Genomic DNA, 22,903 nt, shown 5'->3' with positions numbered 1-22,903 from the left:
GTTTAACTTTTTAAAATCAGTATGTTAAATAAGTCACATTTTATGCTTGTGTCACATGAATGCGTAATTCTTTAGGAAGACTAAAAGTAATATTTTCTTCACGTCCTTCTAACTCTTTAGGTGCCTGAGCACCCCAGTCTTGTAAACGTTGAATGACTTGCTTAATTAAAATTTCTGGAGCTGAGGCACCAGCTGTTACACCAATTTTACAAGTTTCATTGAACCATGACTGTTCAAGCTGATCAGCATTATCGACAAGATAGGCAGCTTTCCCCATACGTTCAGCAAGTTCACGTAAACGATTCGAATTTGATGAATTAGGTGAACCAACTACCAATACGACATCACATTTTTCAGCTAAGTCACGTACCGCATCTTGTCTATTTTGAGTTGCATAACAAATATCATCTTTACGTGGCCCTTGAATATTTGGGAATTTCGCACGCAATGCATCAATAACTTTCGCTGTATCATCAATAGATAAAGTCGTTTGTGTAACAAACGCAAGTTTATTTGGATATCTTACCTGCAGTGCTTCTACATCAGCCTCATCTTCTACCAGATAAATATCCCCACCTTTTAATTTGTCATATTGCCCCATCGTACCTTCCACTTCAGGATGACCTTCATGACCAATTAAAATTGCTTCCGTTCCTTCACGAGCATATTTAGTGACCTCAATATGCACTTTGGTAACTAAAGGACAAGTTGCATCGAAGACTTTTAAACCTCGACGCTCAGCTTCTTGTTGGACTGCTTTTGAAACACCGTGTGCACTGAAAATTACAATTGAGTCATCTGGCACTTGGTCCAGCTCATCAACAAAAACCGCGCCTCTTTGACGCAAGTCATCTACCACAAATTTATTGTGTACAACTTCATGACGTACATAAATAGGAGGATTAAAACATTCCAAAGCCCGATTGACGATTGCTATGGCTCGATCAACACCGGCACAAAAACCACGCGGATTAGCTAACACAATTTCCATAACAGCCTCAAAATTAATAAAACAGGGGAACTTCTCTTAAATATTTGCAGTTAAAACTATTCAGTTTAAACGCACGGTACACTACAATAGCGAAGATATTTTATCATATCAGGAAAAATATCATGTCGGGTCTATTGTTTGTCGTTTCTGCTGCATCAGGAACGGGCAAAACATCTTTGGTGAAAGCCCTACTTGACCGTGTAAGCAATTTACATGTTTCAGTTTCGCATACTACCCGAGGTCAACGACCAGGTGAATTAGATGGTGTTCACTATCACTTCACAACAAAAGATGACTTTTTAGACCAAGTTAACCAAGATGGATTTATTGAATACGCTGAAGTATTTGGTAACTACTATGGCACTTCGCAAGCAACCGTAAAACAACAGTTAGCTCAAGGACATGATGTCTTGCTTGAAATTGATTGGCAAGGTGCAGAGCAAGTACGTAAGCTGTTTCCTGAATCTAAACAAATCTTTATTTTACCGCCTACTCAATTTGACTTGCGTCAGCGTTTATCTAATCGCGGTACAGATTCTGTTGACGTGATCGAACATCGTTTAAGCTGTGCTGTTGAAGATATGCAGCATTATACGAACTTTGACTACATCATTATCAATGATGATTTTAATAAAGCCTTACATGAGCTTGAAGCTGTGATTACAGCGAACCGTTTAGTGCTATCTCAGCAAGCAAAAAGACACCAAACATTAATTCAAGACTTGATTACTCCTCAACCAAAACAGGAATAACTTGAGTCTAGAACGAAAGCCTTTTATACTATTTAGTCTGTTCAAATTTACCATTCCAGAACGAGAACTTTTATGGCACGCGTCACCGTTGAAGATTGTTTAGATCATGTAGACAACCGTTTTGAGCTTGTGCTCGTTGCAAGTAAACGTGCTCGTCAATTGGCACGTCAAGGCATGGAGCCAACTGTAGAATGGGATAACGACAAACCGACAGTTGTTGCTTTACGTGAAATCGCTGTAGGTCACGTAACGAAAGAAATTCTTAAACAACGTGAGCAAGATTATCAAACTTCGAGTCTTGATCTTGCCCTTTCTACAAACAGCTTGAATTTAGAAGGTTTTTCTTTCTAATTACTCCTGTTTCTATAAAAAAACCATCGTTTCTTTGCGATGGTTTTTTATTTGGCTTCTTCATATTTAAAATATATTGGCAAAAACAATTATTTTCATTGAAAAAAAAATACACTTTTTCAACCGAAAAAATTGACAAGTTCCGCAATATGCTTTTCATTAAGAAGTAGATAGATTTAGTTTTTTAAGCAACAGAAAAAGGGTGGTCTATGCCAGGCGAAGAGGTCAGCCAAGCCAAGCAACAGCTCAAATTAATTATCGAACCTTACTTATCCGTAAGTGAAGTCGAGAAAGTGCTTGCTGCCTGTGATTTTGGAGATCTGGCACACACTGGTATTACACGTAAAAGTGGTGAACCCTATATTTTACATCCCATTGCTGTTAGCTGTATTTTAGCTAATATGCGATTGGACGCTGAAACTTTAATGGCAGCCCTTTTACATGATGTCATTGAAGATACTCAATATACTAAAGAAGATATTACTGAGCGATTTGGCCAAACTGTTGCAGAGCTAGTTGATGGCGTGACCAAGCTAAGCCAATCAAGTGATAAAGAATACAACAAAGCTGCGTCTTTCAGAAAAATTCTACAAGCAACACTACAAGATCCACGCGTCATTATTATTAAACTAGCCGATCGCTATCATAATATGACAACCTTAGGTGCTTTGCGTCCCGATAAACGTGCTCGTATCGCGCAAGAAACTTTTGATATTTTTGTACCTATGGCAAGATTAGTCGGCATGAATGAAATGGCTGATAATCTTGAAAATTTATGTTATCAAAATCTTGATTTAGATATGTTTGATAACGTCCAGAATGCATTACTCCAAACCAAACCCGAACGATGTAAATACCAAAGCATTTGGGAACAAAATCTAGCAGAGCTTCTGCACAACTACCATATTCAAGGCCGTATTAAAAAGAAAAATAATAATATTGAACTATTACGCCATTTCGTCAAAAGCGAGATGGATTTACAAGAGCTTACCCATAGTCATGCCTTTGAAATTATTTTACAGTCAGTTGCCGACTGTGACCGTTTATTTGCAGCATTAAAAGAAAATTTTCAAGTTATCGAATACCAAGACCATATTCGACGCCCATTACCTGGCGGCAATCAATCTTTATTGATCAAGCTTAAAGGCGAAAAAACTACACTATCACTCACCATTCAAACTGAACTCATGCGTAAAGCTGCCCGTTTTGGTGTGGTATTAGGTGAAAATGCGCCGCAAACTTGTCGTTCTGCCATTCAAGCATCAATGCAGAACTTAAATACACTCATTGACGGTGAATGTGCTAAAACAACTTTTAATGATTTATTAGATTACTTACATCAAGAAAAAATTTGGGTTTACACCCCACACGGCCAACTACACGAATTACCACAAGGCGCAACGGTAGTTGACTTTGCTTATTCAGCAAGCCTTTTCTTGGGTAACCATGCAGTAGGTGCAAAAGTTGATGGTGAAATTAAACCACTTTCAACTCCCCTAGTCAGTGGACAGGTGATTGAAATCATTACTGATGTTTTAGCAACTCCAAATCCGGACTGGTTAAGCTTCATTAATACTCAAAAAGCCCGCCGTGCGTTACAACATGTACTCAAAGATCAAGATATTGAAGAACAACGTTTAGTGGGTGCACAGGCACTTTCACGAGCATTAAAACTCTTTAACCGTTCAATCAATGATCTTTCAGAAGCAGATTGGCTAGATCTTTTACAATGGCGTCATATTGATAATAAAGATGCATTATTTGAGCAAATCGCAGTTGGAGACTTACTTCCTCAACTCGTAGCCAATCATTTGTTTGCAAATGACAAACATCCACAAGTAGAAAATTCAGACCGATTAATTCAGGGTACTGAAGGCATCGATGTTAAATATGCTCACTGCTGCAATCCAGTTTTGGGCGATCTCATTCAAGGTCACTTAACACGCCGTGGATTAATTGTGCATCGTATTCGTTGTCATAATTTACTGCATGAACAGCATTTGCATCCAGAAAATATCATGCCGCTTCAATGGAAAGCAGATGATGTAGATGATGTACGCTTTACTGCCTACCTTGCGATTTATATGGCTATGAATGATGAACAGGTATCAGACCTTATCTATCAATGCCGTAAAAATAATGCAGGGGTAGAAATGGTACATTCCAACGAGCAACGAACTTTCTTCAATATTGTGGTGAACAATCGTAAGCATATTGCAAAAGTTATTCGTGATTTACGCATGCACTACGGATTCCCACGTATTGAACGCTTAGATGCCCCAGCTCCACAGGCGGAAATTTCCAAAGTTAGCTAAAATTTGTTCTGCTTTACTAAAATCTAACTTTCCAAAATCACTTAATTAATTAAATCGATGATACTTTTGTCAAAACGTATCATCGATTATGATGGAAAAAGATTTAATCAAGGAGAACCAAATGTCCCGTCAAGTCATTCATACTGAAAATGCCCCTGCTGCTATTGGCACATATTCTCAAGCCATTTTAGTAGGCAACACTCTCTATCTATCAGGGCAAATTGGTTTAGACCCATACAGTATGGAACTTGTAGAAGGCATTGAAGCTCAAATTCGCCGCGTATTTGACAACCTTAAAGCAGTTTGTGAAGCCGCAGGTGGCTCACTTGCAGATATTGCAAAACTCAATATTTTTCTCACTGATTTATCTAACTTCCAACTTGTAAACCAAATCATGGGTGAATATTTTGCTCAGCCATATCCAGCTCGCGCAGCACTTGGGGTAGCAAGTTTACCCAAAGGTGCATTAGTTGAAATGGACGGCATTGTTATTATTAATCAATAAGATAACAATTTAATTCTTAAATATTTAGTGAAAAACGTAAATACCACCGTGCTTAAAAATCTGGACAACTCTCAGATTTCCGCTTAGGTGGTATTTTTTTATCCAAAATCCCAATAAAGATAAATGAGATTTTAAATGAATTTCATTGACAAACGATAATAATTATCAATAATATCAATTATCGCATTTATATTTGGGGATCACTCCCATGTACGTTTGCTTGTGTCGTGGCATTACAGATCAAGATATCAAAGACGCTATTGAAAATGGCGCTGAAAGCTATCGTGAAATTCGTGATTTGCTTGACCTTGGTACTTGCTGCGGACGCTGTGCACCAGAAGCACGTGCTATTATTAGTGATGAATTAGCTGAAATTGCTGCACGCATTTCGGTAGCTGCATAATAAAAATTAGTATTTAACAGTTAATTATTGACTCCTCCACCGCTTTTTGTGGAACGTTCATTGTTCCTCATTCAAGCGGTTTTTTTTGGAAGGAAATTCACCTTTACCAATATTGTGTTGTTTTTGATTGCGATTTTCATTTGCTGTTCTATAAATTACTCGCCATCTCCATGATTGTTCACTAAAATGAACTCATAGATTGCCTTAATTGGATTAAGGCAGAAATTGTTTTGGAGTAGCTACAATGAAAGGCAATCGTGATGTAATCAATCAGCTTAACCAAGTGCTGTATCATCATTTAACTGCAATTAACCAATACTTTTTACACTCTCGCATGTTTAATGACTGGGGAATTGAACAACTCGGTTCTGCTGAATATAAAGAATCAATTCGTCAAATGAAGCATGCAGATAAAATTATTGAACGTATTTTATTTTTAGAAGGCCTCCCGAATCTTCAACATCTAGGTAAATTATATATTGGTCAACATACAGAAGAAGTTCTGCAATGTGATATTCGCAAAGTGAAAGAAAACATTGAAGCTATTCAAAAAGCAGTCGCTTTAGCTGAAACAGAACAAGATTATGTAACGCGTGATTTAGTACAAGAAATTCTAGAAAAAGAAGAAGAATATTGGGATTGGTTAGACACTCAAATTGACCTTATCGGTAGCGTTGGTATCGAAAATTATATCCAGAGCCAAATGTAATCTTGCATAAAAAAATCCCCTTGTAGTGCAAGGGGATTTTTTTTATTTATCTTTTAATAATTCCGAAAGTGTTGTGTGCTGCCCATAAAGGTGCTGCAAAATAAATATTTGTTGCTCTGCTTGATCTACTTTTCCATTGTAAGCAAGTAACTGAGCATATTTACGCAAATTATATGGAGTTGCTTTGTTCTTCACAAAATTTCCCCATTGAACTAATTCTGCTTCAGATAAAGTTACATTAGGATTAAGTGCAATCCACTTTAAACGTTGATCAAATTGAGTTAAAACAAAAATTCGATCGCTTCCCATAAACTCAGCATTTGGCTGCTTGTTTTTAAATAGTAAGTTACTATTCATTACATATACGTTGTAGTCGCGCCAAATTGCGATTACAAGCATCAAGCTTATGACCCATACTAAACGTAAAAGCTGTTTACTTAATACAACGCCTTTCAGTATTGGAGTCTGTGCTTGAATTACACCCAATAAAAAACCACATGTCAGCAAGAAATAAGCATAACGCTGCGGAAACTCTAACATCGCATGAATAAGTACTGTACAGACCATCATAAACGCGATAATTGAGATCGTTTCTTTCGCTTGTTGATTTAACCAAAACAACCAACCAACAAACAAAGCAATCATTACTGTAGCAATTGGAATACCATTCCAGACGATTAAATCCAATAGCACATTATGAGCACTATTGAACCATACATGCACTGTCCCAAATCGGATACTATCAATGCCTGCTACGCTAGTCTGACTCCATCCATAACCAAACCAGGGATGTTGAGTGATAGCATGCAATATTTGCATCCATATTCCAACCCGCTCATGTCCAGAACCTGCTCTAGCAACTAATGTACTAGTTTCTGTTATTTCTGTATTTGTAGATAATTCAATAAATTTAGTTAAATAAGGTAAAATTAGACCTGCGATCATAAAAAAACTAAAACACCAAAAAATGCTCTGGATTGCTCCAAAACGTTTTTGTTTTTTATACTTTTTAATCACCCAATAAATAAGTAAAAATGGAACAACAATCCAAGAGGTTCTTGATTGACTCAAGGCAACTGCAAATAAAATAGTCAGTGCTGATGGAAAAAGTAGCCAAACTGATGCTTTATTATTTTCATATAAAAATAAACAACCTATTAACCCCATAAGGAGAAAGGTTGCCATATTATTAGGTTGGCCAAAATTTCCGTATGGACGGTTACCTATTAAATGCAGCATGTGTGCAAAATGGGTATCAACGTTTAACCACTGACAAATTGCAATAACGCTCGTTGCAACTGAAACAATAACAGTAAGTAAACTAAAACCTGTAAAAATCTCATCTCTTTTTTGTGGCTCTAATGATAGGTTATAACCCGCTACAACCATAAACCAGAAGCCTAAAAAATAAAGTGAACTTAACAAAGCTGTACTAAAATCAAAAACTAATCCCAAAGCCCACTGCACCACTGGAATTAAAGCAAATGGTAAAAGCAATAATTGTGCACGCGGAATTTTAATATTTTGATGAAAAATAGCAGCTAAGACACTTAAACCTGCTGCAAAAGTACTTATCTCACTAGAGAACATCACCCAAGGATTATAGTGAAATGGAGACAACCAAGCAAAACCTAATAGGATTGCAGCGAGGAATAAGAAAAATACTTGCATAGTAAGGCTAGAGACTAAAACTTGAGAGAATTATACATGGAAGAGAATGATAAGGACTAAGTTCCACCTACACTCCACTCATTAAATCTCTTACTTTTATATGCTGATTTTTCAACCTACAATCTCAACAACCCGAGCTTTAATTCACCAACAACAACCATATCAAAAGCTATTAAATAACTTTTAAGATATAAAGTTATTTAAATTACTCTTTTCAAAAATTCTGATCTTTTTAATTGCGATCTTTAGTTAATTTTTTATCTTCCAAACTTTCAAATAAACTCTGATATGCGACTTTTTCACCATACATTACTTCTAATATTTTTAGTTGTCTTTTTGCCTCAAACTCATAACCATTATACGCCAATAACAATGCATATTTATGGACATCATAAGATGTAAGATAAGTCTTTACCATATATTCAGCAGCGATTATTTTTTCAGATGAAACTTTCATTTTAGGATATTGAGCTATCCAAGCAGCCCTAGCATCGAACATATCAAAAAAATATAACTTATATGGTAAATTTATCTCATTTTTAGAGTTATTCATTTCAGCTGTCTGACCTGCAATAATATTATCCCAAATACGATTATATTGCTGATAAATACAGAAGGATCCTATGATACTTACTAAAAAAACAATTCTAATAAATACATAAGATAGGCTTAACTCTATGTTTTTTACATAAGACAAAGAAATACCGAAAAACAATGCCACCAAAAATAAAAAATAACTATAATATAATGGGTATTCAAACATTGAATGAATACCAACAACAGATATCATTATACTAACAATAAAACTTTCAATATTAATAACATTTTTTAAAATTTTAATATACAAATATAAAATATAAAATATAATTAATAAACCAAGTGGGATACCACACCAAATTAGTAAATCAATAAATAAATTATGTGCACTACTTGCCCATTCTTTAGCTGGATATTGATCAATAATAGAAAATTGAGCTGCTGTGGTTTGATGCCATCCATAACCTCCCCATGGCCTCAATAACAACGCATGAAACATCTGATTCCATATATTCAATCGCTCATAACCTGATGAAGCTCTTGCAACAACGGAAGCAGTCTGTGTAACAACAAAAAAATTTGATAAGATAGAATTTATATAGGGTAAGAACCAAACACACAATAAAAACCAGCATAAAAAGCAATAGAAGGTTTTATATTTGAGTTTAAAATTGTATTTTTTGATAAAGCTTAGACTTAGATAAAAAGCTGTTATAAAAAATATATTAATCCAAGCTACTCTTGACTGTGTTAAAGTAATGGAAAAAATACAAACCACACAAATAAAAATTAAAAGAAAATTATTAAACCTTTCTTTCTCAAATAAATACCAACCAGAAAGTACACTTAAAATAAGAAATGTAGATAATTGATTTGTCTGTGCCAAATTAGCATAAGGCCGGTTTCCATATAGCTCTGCAATCCACATATTATTTTTATCTATGTTCAACCATTGAACAATAGCAATAAGGCTCGATAAAAAACCTACAAACATAATAAGACTTGTCAAGATGAATAGTAAGTCATTTTTCTTATTATCATAAAACTCATTATATACTTTTTCAGGTAATGAAAAACTATATCCTATAGCAACAGTTAACCAGAAATAAAATATATAAATAAAAGATAAAAAGGCATTACTAAAGTAGAATACTTCACCAAAAAAATAATTAATCAAGGGAATAAAAGATATAATCAAAATAGGAATAATTATTTTTGGAATATACAGTTTTCTTTTAAAAAATACTGGAAAAACAAAAATTATAGAAATAAAACCAAAATATTCAGATAAAAAACTTGCCCAAGGTCGGAAATGGATAGGATTAAGAATTGCTAAAGCAAAAAAAAACCAGAAATTAAAATAGAATATTTTTTAATCATAAAAACTTTCATTATTGGAAGGAAAGATAGAGCTATCTTTCCTTTTTTGAATTAATTTTGAGTATTATTGACAAGTTTTTGGTTTAAATTCAGTGGCTACTGATGTAGAACAACTCCAGCTACCAATAGCACCTGATGTTGGGTTGTCTGCTGTACGAGTCCAAGTAATTGTTTTAGTCTGAATCGCTGATGTACCTAACAATGCACATGTAATCGTACTTGCACCGTCTGTACCACTTACACTAACTGTAATAGCAGAACAGCGTTTAGTTGAGGCTTGAACACCTAATCCTGCTGCAGTGGTAATTGATCCAGAAATACCTTCTGCTAATTTTGCTTCAGCATTTGTTTTAGCAGGACTAATTTCTGCAAGCCCCGCTGCAACTTGCGAACGAGCAATATAGTTTTGATAAGCAGGAATCGCGATTGCTGCCAAAATACCAATAATCGCAACCACGATCATGAGTTCAATTAATGTAAAACCTTTTTGTGCATTCATAGCCTTTTCCCCAAAGATTGTATGTATGTTTTTATATAAGCTTTTTGAGCTATAGAATATATTGCAGCAACTATGCCAACTTTTATTTTAATTTAAAAACAATAAGTTATAATTTATAACAATTAAACCCCAGGGTATATTAGGCAAATAATTGACAAAAATTGTCACCATAATTTTATTAGGATTGAATCACTAATAAAAATTACTTCACATCCTATTTCTTTTTTTTACTCTTTAATGTGACAAAAATCTCTTTAAAAGCAGATAAATAGATGACAATTTTTGTCAGCCACCATATTTGGAATAATTTTTAAAAAAGCTGATTTTTTAGGTAGATAAGCTAATTAATAATAATCGGTGCATTGCCTAATTCATTATTTTGATCTGGCATATTCTCATCGTAAAAACGTGACATCACATCACCAATTTGCTGAACCCCAATTACTACAGCTTGTAGATACTGTTTTTGTTTGAGCTGCTGCACAATAGATTCACAAATCTTTTGCCAAACTTGATCAGTAGTTGCATTGCTGATACCGCGGTCAAATATAATTTCTACTGTTCGCTCACATAAATTTAAATAGAGCAGCACACCGCTATTAAGCTCAGTATCCCAAACCCCAAGTTCTGCAAATAATTGTTGTGCCCTCAAACGTGTATTTTGCCTATATGCTTGTGAACAAGGAATATGCCCTTCTATAACGACCTGAATTTCACCAACATGACCAATTTCAGCTTGTCGTACTGCTTCGGCAATCGCTTGTTTATCTTTTTTACTAAAATAGCGACTACTAGCAGGGAAATAACAAAGATGCTTAAACCAACGTTTCAAACTTGGCTCTACATATTCCTCAATTTTGGGTTGAGTAATAATGTGTGTTGTTTCTGATGTTGTTACCATGACCCTGAAGCACCTCCACCACCAAAACGACCTCCGCCGCCGCCATAACCGCCGCCTCCACCACCAAAGCCGCCGCCTCCGCGTCCACCCCCACCAGAACCACTTAAAATAGCCTGTAAAATAAGTTGGGCTATTGAGGTAATGAGTAAAAAGAAAATACCAAATCCAAGTAATAAACTAGTAACCAAGCCAGCACCGTTTACAAAGCCTGCTACTGCTGCAGCAACACCTGCTGTAGAAGCACTAAGAGGTCGACCTACAATAAACGAACCTACAATTCCAGCAATCAGAATAAACAATGCCATCGTCAGCGTTGTTTGTTTGGCTTGTTGTTCTTCGGCAGCTTGATGTTGGCGCTCTTTTAAATCTTGGGCAGCTTGCTGAGCAACTTCTGGATCTAGATTTAAAATTCTTGTAATTTCATCGATACCAGCATTTAAGCCTTGTGCATATTGGGCTTGTTTAAAGTAAGGTGTAATTTGATTTCGAATAATTCGGCTTGCAACGATATCTGGCAATACACCTTCTAAACCATATCCAGTTAGAATTTGTATTCTATGATCATTAATTGCAACTGCGATAAGCAAACCATTATCACGTTTACTTGAACCAAGTTGCCATTTCTCACCGACACGCAAAGCGTAATCAAAAATATCTTCTTGGCCCGTAGTCGGTACAATCACGATACCTATTTGTGCCTTACCTTGCTGATATAAATTTAAAATTTTCTGGTTAAGTTGCTGCTTTTCAGCTTCACTTAAAATATTGGCTTGATCAATGACAGGCTGATTTAATGTAGGTAAACCACGAATTGATTCACCATCAGCCATGTCATTCGCAACTTGAGCTTGAGGCGCGGCACTTGAAGCAGCCTGCTCATTTACTTTAGGCTTCGATGCTTGAGCTTGCTGCTGTTGAATAATTTTACCTGCCACCACCGTGTCAGTTTCATCTATAGCAGTGGCAATATTATTCTCACTCCAAGCCGCACTCTGAAACAGAACACTGCAGCAAAGCACCATTAAGGTAATAACGAATACCTTAATTTGCTTAGACTGAAGCAATATCGTATTTCTCATGCGGCACTTCCTTGATTTAAATTAATCAAAAGAAACTTTTGGAGCCTGTTGAGCCGATGCTTCCGCAGAGAAATTAGCTTTCGGATGCATACCAATCACTTTTGCTGTTACGGCTTGCGGGAACTGACGGACATAAGAGTTATAGTCCTGAACAGTTGTAATATAACGATTACGTGCCACAGCAATTCGGTTTTCTGTACCCTCAAGCTGAACCTGTAATTCTTGGAACTGAGTGTTGGCTTTTAAATCTGGGTAATTTTCTGAAACAGCAATAAGTCGAGATAGTGCACCTGTTAACTGGCTTTGTGCTTGTTGATATTTTTCCAGTAATGCTGGGTCTTCTAATACTTCTTTATCAACTTTCAAACCTGCAACATTTGCACGTGCTTGAGTGACTTCTGTTAATACTTGCTCTTCATGTTTAGCATAGCCTTTAACCACATTTACAAGGTTTGGTACCAAATCTGATCGACGTTGATATTGGTTTTGTACTTCAGACCACGCCGCTGTTACAGCCTCATCTTTGACCTGTAAAGTATTATAGCCACAGCCGGAAAATAGTAAGGTGCTTGCAAGTGTTGTCGCGATTACCAGTTGTTTAAACGTTTTCATCGTCACTTCATCCTCAAGTTTTTCTTTATATTTTTAACCTCTTGTCTCGATTGTATGATGAATTTGGCATTATTGTGTTGCTTTTATTTTATAAATTTAAAAAACCGGATCTTTAAATCCGGTTTTTATTTTAGCTTGGTCGTTGCATTGTTTCTTCTTGGAAACTTGTCATTTGATATTCACCAGCCAAATAGCTTTTCCAGTAATCGACCATATGTCCATAATCTGTTTGACTCGGATGAAAGTCCTTTTTGTAATAAGCAAAATATTCAGGTGTAAGTTGTATAAGCATTTTAACAAGCAAATATACGCCAAAAATATTTCCACCTATTTTAGGCAAGCTTTTCCATTTATCTTGCCAAAATAAACGAGTTGTTCCATAGAAAGCGAGACTTGCAAATCCTGTAGTGACACTACGCATTAATAATCGGCGAATACGGTCATCACCATAGACATGTTGATAGACATCAAATGCAACTGAACGATGTTCAATTTCCTCAATAGCATGCCAAACCCAAAGCTTTAGAGCATCTTGATCCAAAGTTTTTAGTAGTTCGGGATGCTGTAAAATATATCCACCAAGCAAAGCCGTAAAATGCTCAAATGCACATGTCAGTGCCAGCTGTAGCTTAGGTGGAATTGTTCTTAAATATTTATCACGTTCATTTAGCCACGCTTGAAAACGATCCAAATTATAGTCTTCACGGCGCCAAGCCTCATTAAATTCACCATGCGCTTTCGAGTGCATTGCTTCTTGCCCAATAAAAGCTGCAATTTGTGCCTGTAGTTGAGGGTCTGAAACTTTGTCGCGCACATTACGCACACTATTTACAAAAAACTGCTCTCCTACTGGAAATGTTGAAGAGAGTGCTGTTAGAAAATGAGACATTAAAGGTGAGTTCGCAAAATAATAGCGCTTGATTGCTTGAGGATTAAACTCAAGGCGACGTACTGTAATACCCAACGCTTTTCGACGATTTAAATATGATTTTTCTGACGTCATACCTGCGATGTTCATACTCAACACCTACTGTATTGAAGAAGGAAGCTTTGAGTATGTCTTGGGATTTAAGCACTAAAAAGGGCAAAAAAGCTTATTGTATTTGCCAAAAATGTCAAACTGACTAATTGGAGACAATAAAAAAGCCTACTTGAAGTAGGCTTTTTTGAGTGATTTAACAAATTAATTTATTAAACACCAAGGTAATCTAAAATACCTTCAGCGGCTTGACGGCCTTCCCAAATCGCAGTCACGACTAGGTCTGAGCCACGTACCATATCACCACCAGCAAAGATTTTCGGGTTTGATGTCTGGAATTTGAATTCTTGCTTTTCAGCTGCAACAACACGGCCTGAACCATCAAGATTGATATTCACATTACCAAACCAGTCTGCAGGGCTTGGACGGAAACCAAACGCTAGTAAAACTGCATCGGCTGGTAAAACTTCTTCAGAACCCGGAATTGGTTCAGGGCTACGGCGGCCACGACTATCAGGTTCACCCATTTGCGTAGTTACTACTTTTACGCCTGTTACTTTGCCATTTTCACCAACAATCTCGATCGGTTGACGATTGAATAGGAATTTCACCCCCTCTTCGTAGGCATTTTTCACTTCACGTGCAGAACCCGGCATGTTGCTTTCATCACGGCGGTATGCACAAGTTACATCGTGAGCACCTTGACGCAATGAAGTACGGTTACAGTCCATAGCGGTATCACCACCACCTAGAACAATAACTTTTTTACCATCTAAGCTAATGTATTCACTTGGATCTTTTTCCCAACCTTGGCAACGATTTACGTTCGAGATCAAGAAATCAAGCGCATCATAAACCCCATCAAGGTCTTCTCCAGGGAAGCCACCCTTCATGTAGGTATAAGTTCCCATACCCATGAATACTGCATCATATTCTGCAAGTAATTCATCAATAGTGACATCTTTACCAATTTCAGTATTTAAACGGAATTCAATGCCCATACCTGTGAAAATTTCACGGCGGCGTTTCATGACATCTTTTTCCATTTTGAATTCTGGAATACCAAATGTCAGTAAGCCACCAATTTCAGGACGTTTATCAAATACAACTGGCTTAACACCACCACGAGCTAAAATATCTGCGCAGCCTAGACCTGCTGGGCCTGCACCAATAATTGCAACTTTTTTACCTGTCCATTTCACATGTGACATGTCTGGGCGCCAGCCCAAAGCAAAAGCTGTGTCATTGATGTATTTTTCAGCATTACCAATGGTTACTGCACCAAAACCATCATTTAAAGTACAAGCACCTTCACACAAACGGTCTTGTGGACAGACACGACCACATACCTCTGGTAAGGTATTTGTTTGGTGACAAAGCTCAGCAGCTTGGAAAATTTGACCTTCAGCAATCAGTTTTAACCAGTTCGGAATGTAGTTATGTACTGGGCACTTCCATTCGCAATAAGGATTACCACAACCTAAACAACGGTGAGTCTGATTAGTGACTGTTTCCGAAGTAAAAGGTTTATAAATTTCCACAAATTCTGCTTTGCGGACAGTAATATCTTTTTTCTCTGGATCTTGGCGTGGTACATCCAGAAATTGAAAGTCATTATTTAGGCGTTCTGCCATGTCTCTCTCCGTGGGTAGGCGCGGATTTCACTGTTGCCCGCACCTGCCTATGTCTTTGCAGTCGTGGAATTATTGTGGGTCAGCTTGTGTAGTTTTCAAAAGCGATTGCAAGTTAGCAGCTTTTGGTTTTACAAGCCAGAATTTACGGCTGTAGAAGTCAAACTCATTGCGGATTTTATAAGCCCAAGCACTACCTGTTTCTTTGATATGCTCATCGATAATACGCAATAAGAACTCTTTATGATCTTCCATAGATTCTGTTGAAATACGATTTAAATCAATCAACTCATGGTTGTAGTAATCTACGAAGTCATTATCAAGGTCAAGTACATAAGCAAAACCACCAGTCATGCCCGCACCGAAGTTATGACCTACTTTACCAAGTACAGTCACAACACCACCTGTCATATATTCACAGCAGTGATCACCCGCACCTTCGATTACAGCAAATGCGCCAGAGTTACGAACTGCAAAACGCTCACCCGCTGTACCTGCTGCAAAAAGCTTACCGCCAGTTGCACCGTACAAACAGGTATTACCAATAATTGCTGTGTTTTGTGTTTGGAAAGGTGAACCTTGTGGTGGGAAAATCGAAATACGACCACCCGCCATACCTTTACCTACATAGTCGTTTGCATCACCCTCAAGACGGATGTGTAAACCACCAGCGTTCCATACACCAAGTGACTGGCCAGCTGTACCAGTTAAGTTCATTACAACTGGATGTGCTTCCATACCCAAGTTGCCGTAGCGACGAGCAATTTCACCCGATACACGAGCACCGATTGAACGGTCACAGTTCACAACATTAAAGTTGAACTGACCACCTGCACTTGACTCAATTGCAGGAAGCATTTCTGCAACCATTTTCTCAGCCAATACACCTTTATCGAATGGTGCATTACCTTGTACTTCACAGTACTGCGCTTTACCTTCAGCAGAAGGATGTGAAGTTAACAGTGCACTTAAATCAAGATGCGCATGTTTTTCAGTTTCACCAGGTAATACTTCAAGCAAGTCCACACGACCAATCAAGTCTTTTAATGAAGACACACCTAATGCTGCCAACCATTCACGAGTTTCTTCCGCAATGAAGTGGAAGAAATTGATGAGCATTTCTGGCTCGCCAATATAGTGCTCTTGACGTAAATGATCTTGTTGAGTCGCAACACCGGTTGCACAGTTATTTAAGTGACAAATACGGAGGTATTTACAACCTAAAGCGATCATTGGTGTTGAACCAAAGCCAAAGCTTTCAGCACCTAAAATTGCTGCTTTGATGACATCAAGACCAGTTTTTAAACCACCATCAGTTTGTACACGCACTTTTCCACGCAAGTCATTTACACGCAGTGCTTGATGCGCTTCACTTAGACCAAGCTCCCATGGCGAACCCGCATGGTGAATTGATGAAAGTGGAGATGCAGCTGTACCGCCGTCATAACCTGAAATGGTAATGAAATCCGCATAAGCTTTTGCAACACCCGCAGCAATTGTTCCTACACCCGGTTCAGATACCAACTTCACAGATACCATGGCTTTCGGGTTAACTTGTTTCAAGTCAAAAATTAACTGAGACAAATCTTCAATTGAGTAAATGTCGTGGTGTGGCGGAGGTGAAATAAGTGTTACGCCCGGTACTGAATAACGTAAACGTGCGATTAAGCCATTTACTTTACCACCTGGTAACTGACCACCTTCACCCGGTTTTGCACCTTGAGCAACTTTAATTTGCAATACTTCAGCAGAAGTTAAATATGCAGGTGTTACACCGAAACGACCAGATGCGATTTGTTTGATTTTCGAGTTACGAATTGTGCCGTAACGAACAGGATCTTCACCGCCTTCACCAGAGTTTGAACGACCACCGATCGTGTTCATTGCGATTGCGATTGCTTCATGTGCTTCTGGAGAAAGCGCACCTAAAGACATCCCAGCCGAGTCAAAGCGAGGCAAGATATCTTCAACTGATTCAACTTGCTCAACTGGAATTGAATTGGTTGTTTTTAACTTAAATAAGTCACGAATAGTCGCTACTGGACGATTATTCACCAACTCAGCATATTCTTTAAAGTCTTCGTACTTACCAGAGCGAACCGCTTTGTGTAATGAGTTAATCACATCTGGGTTAAACGCGTGGTACTCTTTATCAAATACGAATTTAAGCAAACCACCCTGATCAATTGGTTTACGGCTTGACCAAGCTGTCGCTGCTAATTTTTTCTGGTCTTTTTCGAGGTCAGCAAATGTTGCACCTTGAATACGACTTGGAACACCTAAGAAACACTGATCTACCACTTCAGATGATAAACCTACTGCTTCAAAGAGCTGACCACCACGATAAGAAGCAACGGTAGAGATACCCATTTTTGAAAGAACTTTTAATAAGCCTTTCTCGATACCTTTACGGAAGTTTGCTTGCGCATGGATTGGGTCACCTAAAAGCTCACCTTTAGCAATCAAATCATTGATCACGTCGTACGCAAGATATGGATAAACTGCGGTTGCACCAAAACCAAGTAGTACCGCAAATTGATGCGGATCACGTGCAAAACCAGTTTCAACCATGATGTTTGCATCAGTGCGCAGACCAGTTTTGATGAGGTAATGATGTACCGCACCTGTTGCAAGTGCTGCGTTTGCTGGTAATAAACCTTGGCTGATATTTTTATCTGTTAAGACAATTAAAGTTTTGCCATCACGAACTGCTTGCGCCGCTTCTTCACAGATACGTGTAATCGCAGCTTGCAAACCTTCTTCTTCAGCATAGTTTAAGTTGATATCAACTGCTTCATAACCCGGACGCTCAATGCTACGGATTTGCTGCATTTTTGAATTTGACAATACTGGACTAGAGATGATGATACGATCAGCATGCTCAGGGCCTTGCTCAAATACATTCTGTTCACGACCTAAACAGGTCTCTAACGACATTACAATTGACTCACGTAGCGGGTCAATTGGTGGGTTTGTTACCTGTGCAAACTGTTGACGGAAATAATCTGTCACGTGGCGTACTTGACGAGACAATACAGCCATAGGTGTATCATCACCCATAGAGCCTACTGCTTCCTGTCCACTTTCAGCGATTGGGCGTAGTAACTGGTCGCGCTCTTCAAATGTCACCATAAACATTTTTTGAGCTACTTTTAATGCCTCACCAGTTAAACCTTTATCAACAAGTTGTTCTTCAAGTTCTGGGTCTGCTTTTAAACGAATTGCATGATCACGTAGCCATTCGCGGTACGGACGCATGTTTTTCAAATGCGTACTCACATCTTTAGTATCAAGTACTTTACCTGTTAGGGTATCAACTACCAAAATTTGACCCGGACCTACACGGCCTTTAGAAACTACATCTTCAGGTTCATAGCCCCAAACACCGATTTCAGATGCTAAGGTGATGTAATCATTTTTGGTAATTACCCAACGTGCAGGACGTAAACCATTACGGTCAAGCATACAAATCGCATGACGACCATCTTGAATAACAAGACCGGCAGGACCATCCCAAGCTTCCATATGCTTAGAGTTGAACTCATAGAATGCACGTAAGTCTGCATCTAAAGTTTCAACATTTTGCCAAGCTGGTGGAACGAGCATGCGTAATGCACGGAATAAATCCATACCGCCACCCACCAAAATCTCAAGCATGTTATCTAGGCTTGAAGAATCTGAACCTGTGCGGTTTACAATCGGATTAAGCTCAGTAAGACCAGGTAATAATGGGTTTTCAAATTTAGGCGTACGTGCCAATGCCCAGTTACGGTTTGCTGTAATGGTGTTGATTTCACCATTATGCGCAAGGTAACGGAATGGCTGAGCCAAAGGCCAACGCGGTAATGTATTTGTAGAGAAACGTTGGTGGAATACCACAATATGCGATTTTAAGCGCTCATCTGCTAAGTCTGTATAGAACTCAGCAATTGCCGCAGGCATCATCAAGCCTTTATAGCTAATGACTGTTGAACAAAGCGTAGTCACATAAAATAACGGATCTTTTTGGAGTTGTTGTTCCGCACGGCGACGCGCCAAGAATAACTTACGGTTAAATTCAACCTCAGTTACACCCATTGGACAGTTCACAATGACTTGTTCAAAAGCTGGTAAAGATTGAAGCGCAATTTCACCTAATGCATCGTTGTTTGTAGGAACGATACGCCAAGCAAGAACACGTAAACCTTCTGACTCGATTTCTTTCGTTAAAATATTTTTAGAGTGCTGTGCTAATGCTGGATCAATATTTAAAAATACCGTACCCACAGCAAAAATTTCACTGAGTGTAATATCACTTAGTTTTTTTGCTTCATCACGGAAAAATTGCTTTGGCATCGCCAATAATAAGCCGCAACCATCTCCCGTCTTGCCATCTGCGGCAATACCACCACGGTGCGTCATGCAACTTAAACTGTGAATCGCGGTTTCTACTAGATGATGACTTGATTCACCCTTCATATGGGCAATCAGTCCAAAACCACAGTTATCCTTAAACTCATCAGGCTGATATAAACCTTGAGCGGGAGCTACAGTATTAGGCGATGGCATGTGCATAGCGTACCCTTCTTTCAATAATGCTCTTTCGAGCGTCAAACAAACAACTTCTTTTTGCGATAGTGCCTACCGATGATAGTTAGCTCAATGTTTCGCAAATAAAAAATTTTGGGCTGATAAGCCAATATACGCTGTTCCATTTTTACGTACACTGGTTTTTGCTAGAAAAATGTTTTGACTTATTTCGCACTCTTTTAAAGCAGTTCGACCCCACGACTCTGCATAGAATTCACTTCTTAGAGGGCTAAAATAGTTTGCAGCACATTAATAAGCACAACAATAAAGCAAAAAATGTGCCATATAATAAAAATTAATCTAAGTACTTATATTCAATATAAATATATCTATTTTATTCGCGTTATCACACCAAAAAATGACTAAATATGCACCAGATATGGTCAAAAAATATTATTAGATTTTATTTTGCACTAATATTGTGCATATTATTGAGCAAATTATCTCCTTTTGCTGCCCTTATTTGAGGCATTTTTATTGAATATCGTTTGAACGTGTTTGAGCTGGCTTATTAGGTTGATCAATATTTGAATTCGATTGTTGTACATCCACTACATTTCCTTGAGCATCACGGCGAACAATAGTGGTCTTAGTGGCTGAATTGGTTGCAGGAGCTTTCGGCTGAACATTAACTGCGGCATTAGTTGATCCAGCCATCAATAATGATTCATCAATTGTAGGTAGAGCGGCTGGACGCAGACGAACCTCATAAAGCTGATTATTCCCACCTTTCATCTCATCTGCACCCAAATCATTGACCAAAGGAGCATAACTTGAGAACTGTTGTGGCTGAGGCTTAATAGACTCAGGCAATTGTAGGTTAATCTGTGTTAACTGTTGAATTGCATCGTCTGAGCGTTTAAAGGTTCCATAAACCAAAACATACTGCTCCGCTTGCTGTTCACCACTTAAACGAAAATAAATAAATTTATTACGATCACTACGATTTTTTAAAAAGTTTTTAATGATGTCTTCATCAGAAGCTCTAAATATCTCAAGCGTCCATTGTTTTTTATTTTCGTTAATAAATTTCGTACCACGAAACTCTGGTTCATGCTCACCAGATGCAACTGTACGAGTTGTTAGATCAAGTGGACGAACTTCATCAGCTAAAGCACCCAAGTTAGGTGTCGTAGCAACTTTCTCTGGTTGAATTTGAACAGGCGCATCAGAATCAGCTGACTTTTCAACTTCAACCAACTTCTTGCTATCGGTAATTACCCAAAAAATAAAAGCCAGTAACAAGCAGGCAATACCACCAACCAACCAGATATATTGTTGAACATTCTGCCAAAATGTACGTGATACAGTCATGCTTTACCTTATCTATTATCCGTGTTGATTTGCCAAAATAGCTTGTTTCATCAATTCGACATCAAAGTCTTTAGTAATGACAGCTTGTCCAAGTTGTTTTAATAACACCAAACGTAATTGCCCATTGAGAACTTTTTTGTCATGCGCCATGTATCCAAGGAAATCATCCAATGGAATTTGTGGACATGATATCGGCAAATTCGCACGTTGAATGATTTTTTTTGTACGTGCTACATCTTCAGTTGAGATCCAGCCCAAACGTTGTGATAAATCTGCCGCCATGACCATACCAGTTGCGACAGCTTCACCATGTAGCCAAGTACCATAACCAAGATATGACTCAATCGCATGACCAAAAGTGTGGCCTAAATTAAGTAAAGCACGTTCACCTTGTTCTTTTTCATCATTGGCAACGATACGCGCTTTGTGAGCACATGAACGATAGACAGCTTCTGCAAGTAAATTAGCATCTCTCGCAACAAGTCCATCCATATTTTCTTCAAGCCATACCAAGAAATCGACATCACCTAAAAGAGCATATTTAATCACTTCAGCTAAACCTGCTGAGAGTTCACGTTCTGGCAATGTATTGAGTTGTGCCATATCAGCCAGAACAACTTGCGGCTGTTGAAAAGCACCTAACATATTTTTACCAAGCGGATGGTTGATTCCTGTTTTTCCACCAACACTTGAATCTACTTGTGAAAGTAATGTGGTAGGAACCTGAACAAAGTAAACTCCACGCTGGAAACAAGCAGATGCAAAACCAGCCATATCTCCAATCACACCGCCACCTAAAGCTAAAACGGTACAATCACGGTTAAAACCAGCTTCAAGTAATGCATCAAAAATTAAATTTAGATGTTGAATATCTTTGTATTTTTCACCATCAGGCAAAATACAAGTCGCAACTGTTTTACCTAAACTTTTTAAAGCTTCCTGATAGTGGCTTAAATATAAAGGCGCAACCGTCACATTACTGACTATCATGACCTGTTGACCATGAATATAAGGCTCTAGTAATTGTTTCGGGTCAAGTTGACTACCAATAAAAATAGGATAACGGCGTTCGCCTAATTCAACATGTAATGTTTGCATGAATTTATAAAACCACTAGTCAGTTTGTCTATTTTAGCTTGTTCGATAGAATAAGTTGCAAAATCTTTTGTGCAAGATCACGTGCAGCGCCTTGATTCGTTTCAATCGTATAATGTGCAACTTCACGATACAAAGGGTCTCTGATCTTTAATAGGTCTCGCAATTTCTGTTCAGGATTTTCAACTTGTAATAATGGTCTGTTTTTGTCGCGGTAGGTTCTTTGTAATTGTAATTCAACAGGTGTATAGAGATAAATAACTATTCCGCGTTGCTTTAAAAATTGTCGGTTAGGCGCTTGGGTAATTGCCCCACCACCTGTTGCCAACACCAACGCTTTACGTAAGGTCAGCTCATTTAAAACCACAGTTTCACGAGTTCGGAACCCAACCTCTCCCTCTTTTTCAAAAATCCAAGGAATAGTTGCCCCTGTCTTGCGCTCAATTTCATGATCACTATCTAAAAATTCACGCCCTAATAGTTCTGCTAAATGACGTCCAACGGTTGTTTTTCCTGCCCCCATGGGCCCTACCAAATAAATATTTGGTAGGGTTTCAAACGCTTTGCTTGGCAAGGCGCCACCTATTTCAATTGCTTTCATTGAAAAATA

Annotated in this window: 18 protein-coding genes and 2 pseudogenes; 7 read left to right on the top strand and 13 right to left on the bottom strand. The window is 38.0% G+C overall.

Annotation, left to right across the window (positions count from 1 at the left end; translation table 11 throughout):
* Positions 1-40: 40 nt before the first annotated feature.
* Positions 41-991, bottom strand: a complete 951-nt coding sequence (gene ispH / locus ABFY81_RS11670) for a 4-hydroxy-3-methylbut-2-enyl diphosphate reductase (RefSeq protein ID WP_077164860.1) — start codon at positions 989-991, stop codon at positions 41-43.
* A gap of 122 nt (positions 992-1,113) precedes the next feature.
* Between ispH and gmk the strand changes: the two genes are divergently transcribed.
* From gmk to bfr, 7 genes and pseudogenes are all read left to right on the top strand, one after another.
* Complete coding sequence (gene gmk / locus ABFY81_RS11665) at positions 1,114-1,743, top strand: guanylate kinase (RefSeq protein WP_198071995.1); 630 nt, start codon at positions 1,114-1,116, stop codon at positions 1,741-1,743.
* A 72-nt stretch (positions 1,744-1,815) separates the two neighbouring features.
* Entirely contained in the window at positions 1,816-2,094 is a 279-nt protein-coding gene (gene rpoZ / locus ABFY81_RS11660; RefSeq protein ID WP_000135049.1) for a DNA-directed RNA polymerase subunit omega, read from the top strand.
* A gap of 39 nt (positions 2,095-2,133) precedes the next feature.
* Positions 2,134-2,264, top strand: a pseudogene (locus ABFY81_RS11655) (hypothetical protein).
* Between the two features lie 39 nt (positions 2,265-2,303).
* A complete protein-coding gene (locus ABFY81_RS11650) occupies positions 2,304-4,409 on the top strand; it encodes an HD domain-containing protein (RefSeq protein WP_347913825.1) in 2,106 nt (701 codons plus the stop codon).
* Positions 4,410-4,530: 121 nt separating this feature from the next.
* Complete coding sequence (locus tag ABFY81_RS11645; RefSeq protein ID WP_004705222.1) at positions 4,531-4,914, top strand: RidA family protein; 384 nt, start codon at positions 4,531-4,533, stop codon at positions 4,912-4,914.
* Positions 4,915-5,122: 208 nt separating this feature from the next.
* Positions 5,123-5,317: a bacterioferritin-associated ferredoxin gene (locus ABFY81_RS11640; RefSeq protein WP_004705220.1), complete on the top strand. Its 195-nt coding sequence runs from the start codon at positions 5,123-5,125 to the stop codon at positions 5,315-5,317.
* 244 nt (positions 5,318-5,561) lie between these two features.
* Complete coding sequence (gene bfr / locus ABFY81_RS11635; RefSeq protein ID WP_000678123.1) at positions 5,562-6,026, top strand: bacterioferritin; 465 nt, start codon at positions 5,562-5,564, stop codon at positions 6,024-6,026.
* 42 nt (positions 6,027-6,068) lie between these two features.
* On the opposite strand, the gene ABFY81_RS11630 is transcribed toward bfr, so the two are convergent.
* The 12 genes and pseudogenes from ABFY81_RS11630 to aroK form a co-directional block, all read right to left on the bottom strand.
* On the bottom strand, positions 6,069-7,697 hold the full coding sequence (locus tag ABFY81_RS11630; RefSeq protein ID WP_347913824.1) for a Wzy polymerase domain-containing protein: 1,629 nt from the start codon (positions 7,695-7,697) through the stop codon (positions 6,069-6,071).
* 232 nt (positions 7,698-7,929) lie between these two features.
* Positions 7,930-9,228, bottom strand: coding sequence for a Wzy polymerase domain-containing protein (locus tag ABFY81_RS11625; RefSeq protein WP_347913823.1), 1,299 nt, complete (start codon positions 9,226-9,228; stop codon positions 7,930-7,932).
* Positions 9,229-9,678: 450 nt separating this feature from the next.
* Positions 9,679-10,113: a pilin gene (locus tag ABFY81_RS11620; RefSeq protein ID WP_068932358.1), complete on the bottom strand. Its 435-nt coding sequence runs from the start codon at positions 10,111-10,113 to the stop codon at positions 9,679-9,681.
* A gap of 340 nt (positions 10,114-10,453) precedes the next feature.
* The gene (locus ABFY81_RS11615; protein WP_347913822.1) at positions 10,454-11,014 is read right to left on the bottom strand and encodes a TPM domain-containing protein; all 561 of its coding nucleotides are present in this window, start codon (positions 11,012-11,014) and stop codon (positions 10,454-10,456) included.
* The gene (locus ABFY81_RS11610) at positions 11,008-12,093 is read right to left on the bottom strand and encodes a TPM domain-containing protein (protein WP_347913821.1); all 1,086 of its coding nucleotides are present in this window, start codon (positions 12,091-12,093) and stop codon (positions 11,008-11,010) included. Before ABFY81_RS11610 ends, ABFY81_RS11615 begins: the two co-directional genes overlap by 7 nt.
* Before the next feature lie 21 nt (positions 12,094-12,114).
* Complete coding sequence (locus ABFY81_RS11605; RefSeq protein WP_002051712.1) at positions 12,115-12,705, bottom strand: LemA family protein; 591 nt, start codon at positions 12,703-12,705, stop codon at positions 12,115-12,117.
* 130 nt (positions 12,706-12,835) lie between these two features.
* The gene (locus tag ABFY81_RS11600) at positions 12,836-13,723 is read right to left on the bottom strand and encodes a metal-dependent hydrolase (RefSeq protein WP_191016398.1); all 888 of its coding nucleotides are present in this window, start codon (positions 13,721-13,723) and stop codon (positions 12,836-12,838) included.
* A 173-nt stretch (positions 13,724-13,896) separates the two neighbouring features.
* Positions 13,897-15,318, bottom strand: a complete 1,422-nt coding sequence (locus ABFY81_RS11595) for an FAD-dependent oxidoreductase (protein ID WP_019457868.1) — start codon at positions 15,316-15,318, stop codon at positions 13,897-13,899.
* A 69-nt stretch (positions 15,319-15,387) separates the two neighbouring features.
* The gene (gene gltB, locus ABFY81_RS11590; protein ID WP_171220357.1) at positions 15,388-19,863 is read right to left on the bottom strand and encodes a glutamate synthase large subunit; all 4,476 of its coding nucleotides are present in this window, start codon (positions 19,861-19,863) and stop codon (positions 15,388-15,390) included.
* A gap of 461 nt (positions 19,864-20,324) precedes the next feature.
* Positions 20,325-21,198 (bottom strand): annotated as a pseudogene (locus ABFY81_RS11585) (hypothetical protein).
* A gap of 15 nt (positions 21,199-21,213) precedes the next feature.
* Positions 21,214-22,296, bottom strand: coding sequence for a 3-dehydroquinate synthase (aroB, locus tag ABFY81_RS11580; protein WP_347913820.1), 1,083 nt, complete (start codon positions 22,294-22,296; stop codon positions 21,214-21,216).
* 28 nt (positions 22,297-22,324) lie between these two features.
* The gene (gene aroK / locus ABFY81_RS11575) at positions 22,325-22,894 is read right to left on the bottom strand and encodes a shikimate kinase AroK (RefSeq protein ID WP_347913819.1); all 570 of its coding nucleotides are present in this window, start codon (positions 22,892-22,894) and stop codon (positions 22,325-22,327) included.
* Between the last annotated feature and the right edge of the window lie 9 nt (positions 22,895-22,903).

It is taken from the genome of Acinetobacter sp. WA-87 (assembly GCF_039938935.1).
Classification (GTDB): Bacteria; Pseudomonadota; Gammaproteobacteria; order Pseudomonadales; family Moraxellaceae; genus Acinetobacter; species Acinetobacter seifertii.
This window is presented reverse-complemented; position numbering and strand designations above follow the sequence as displayed.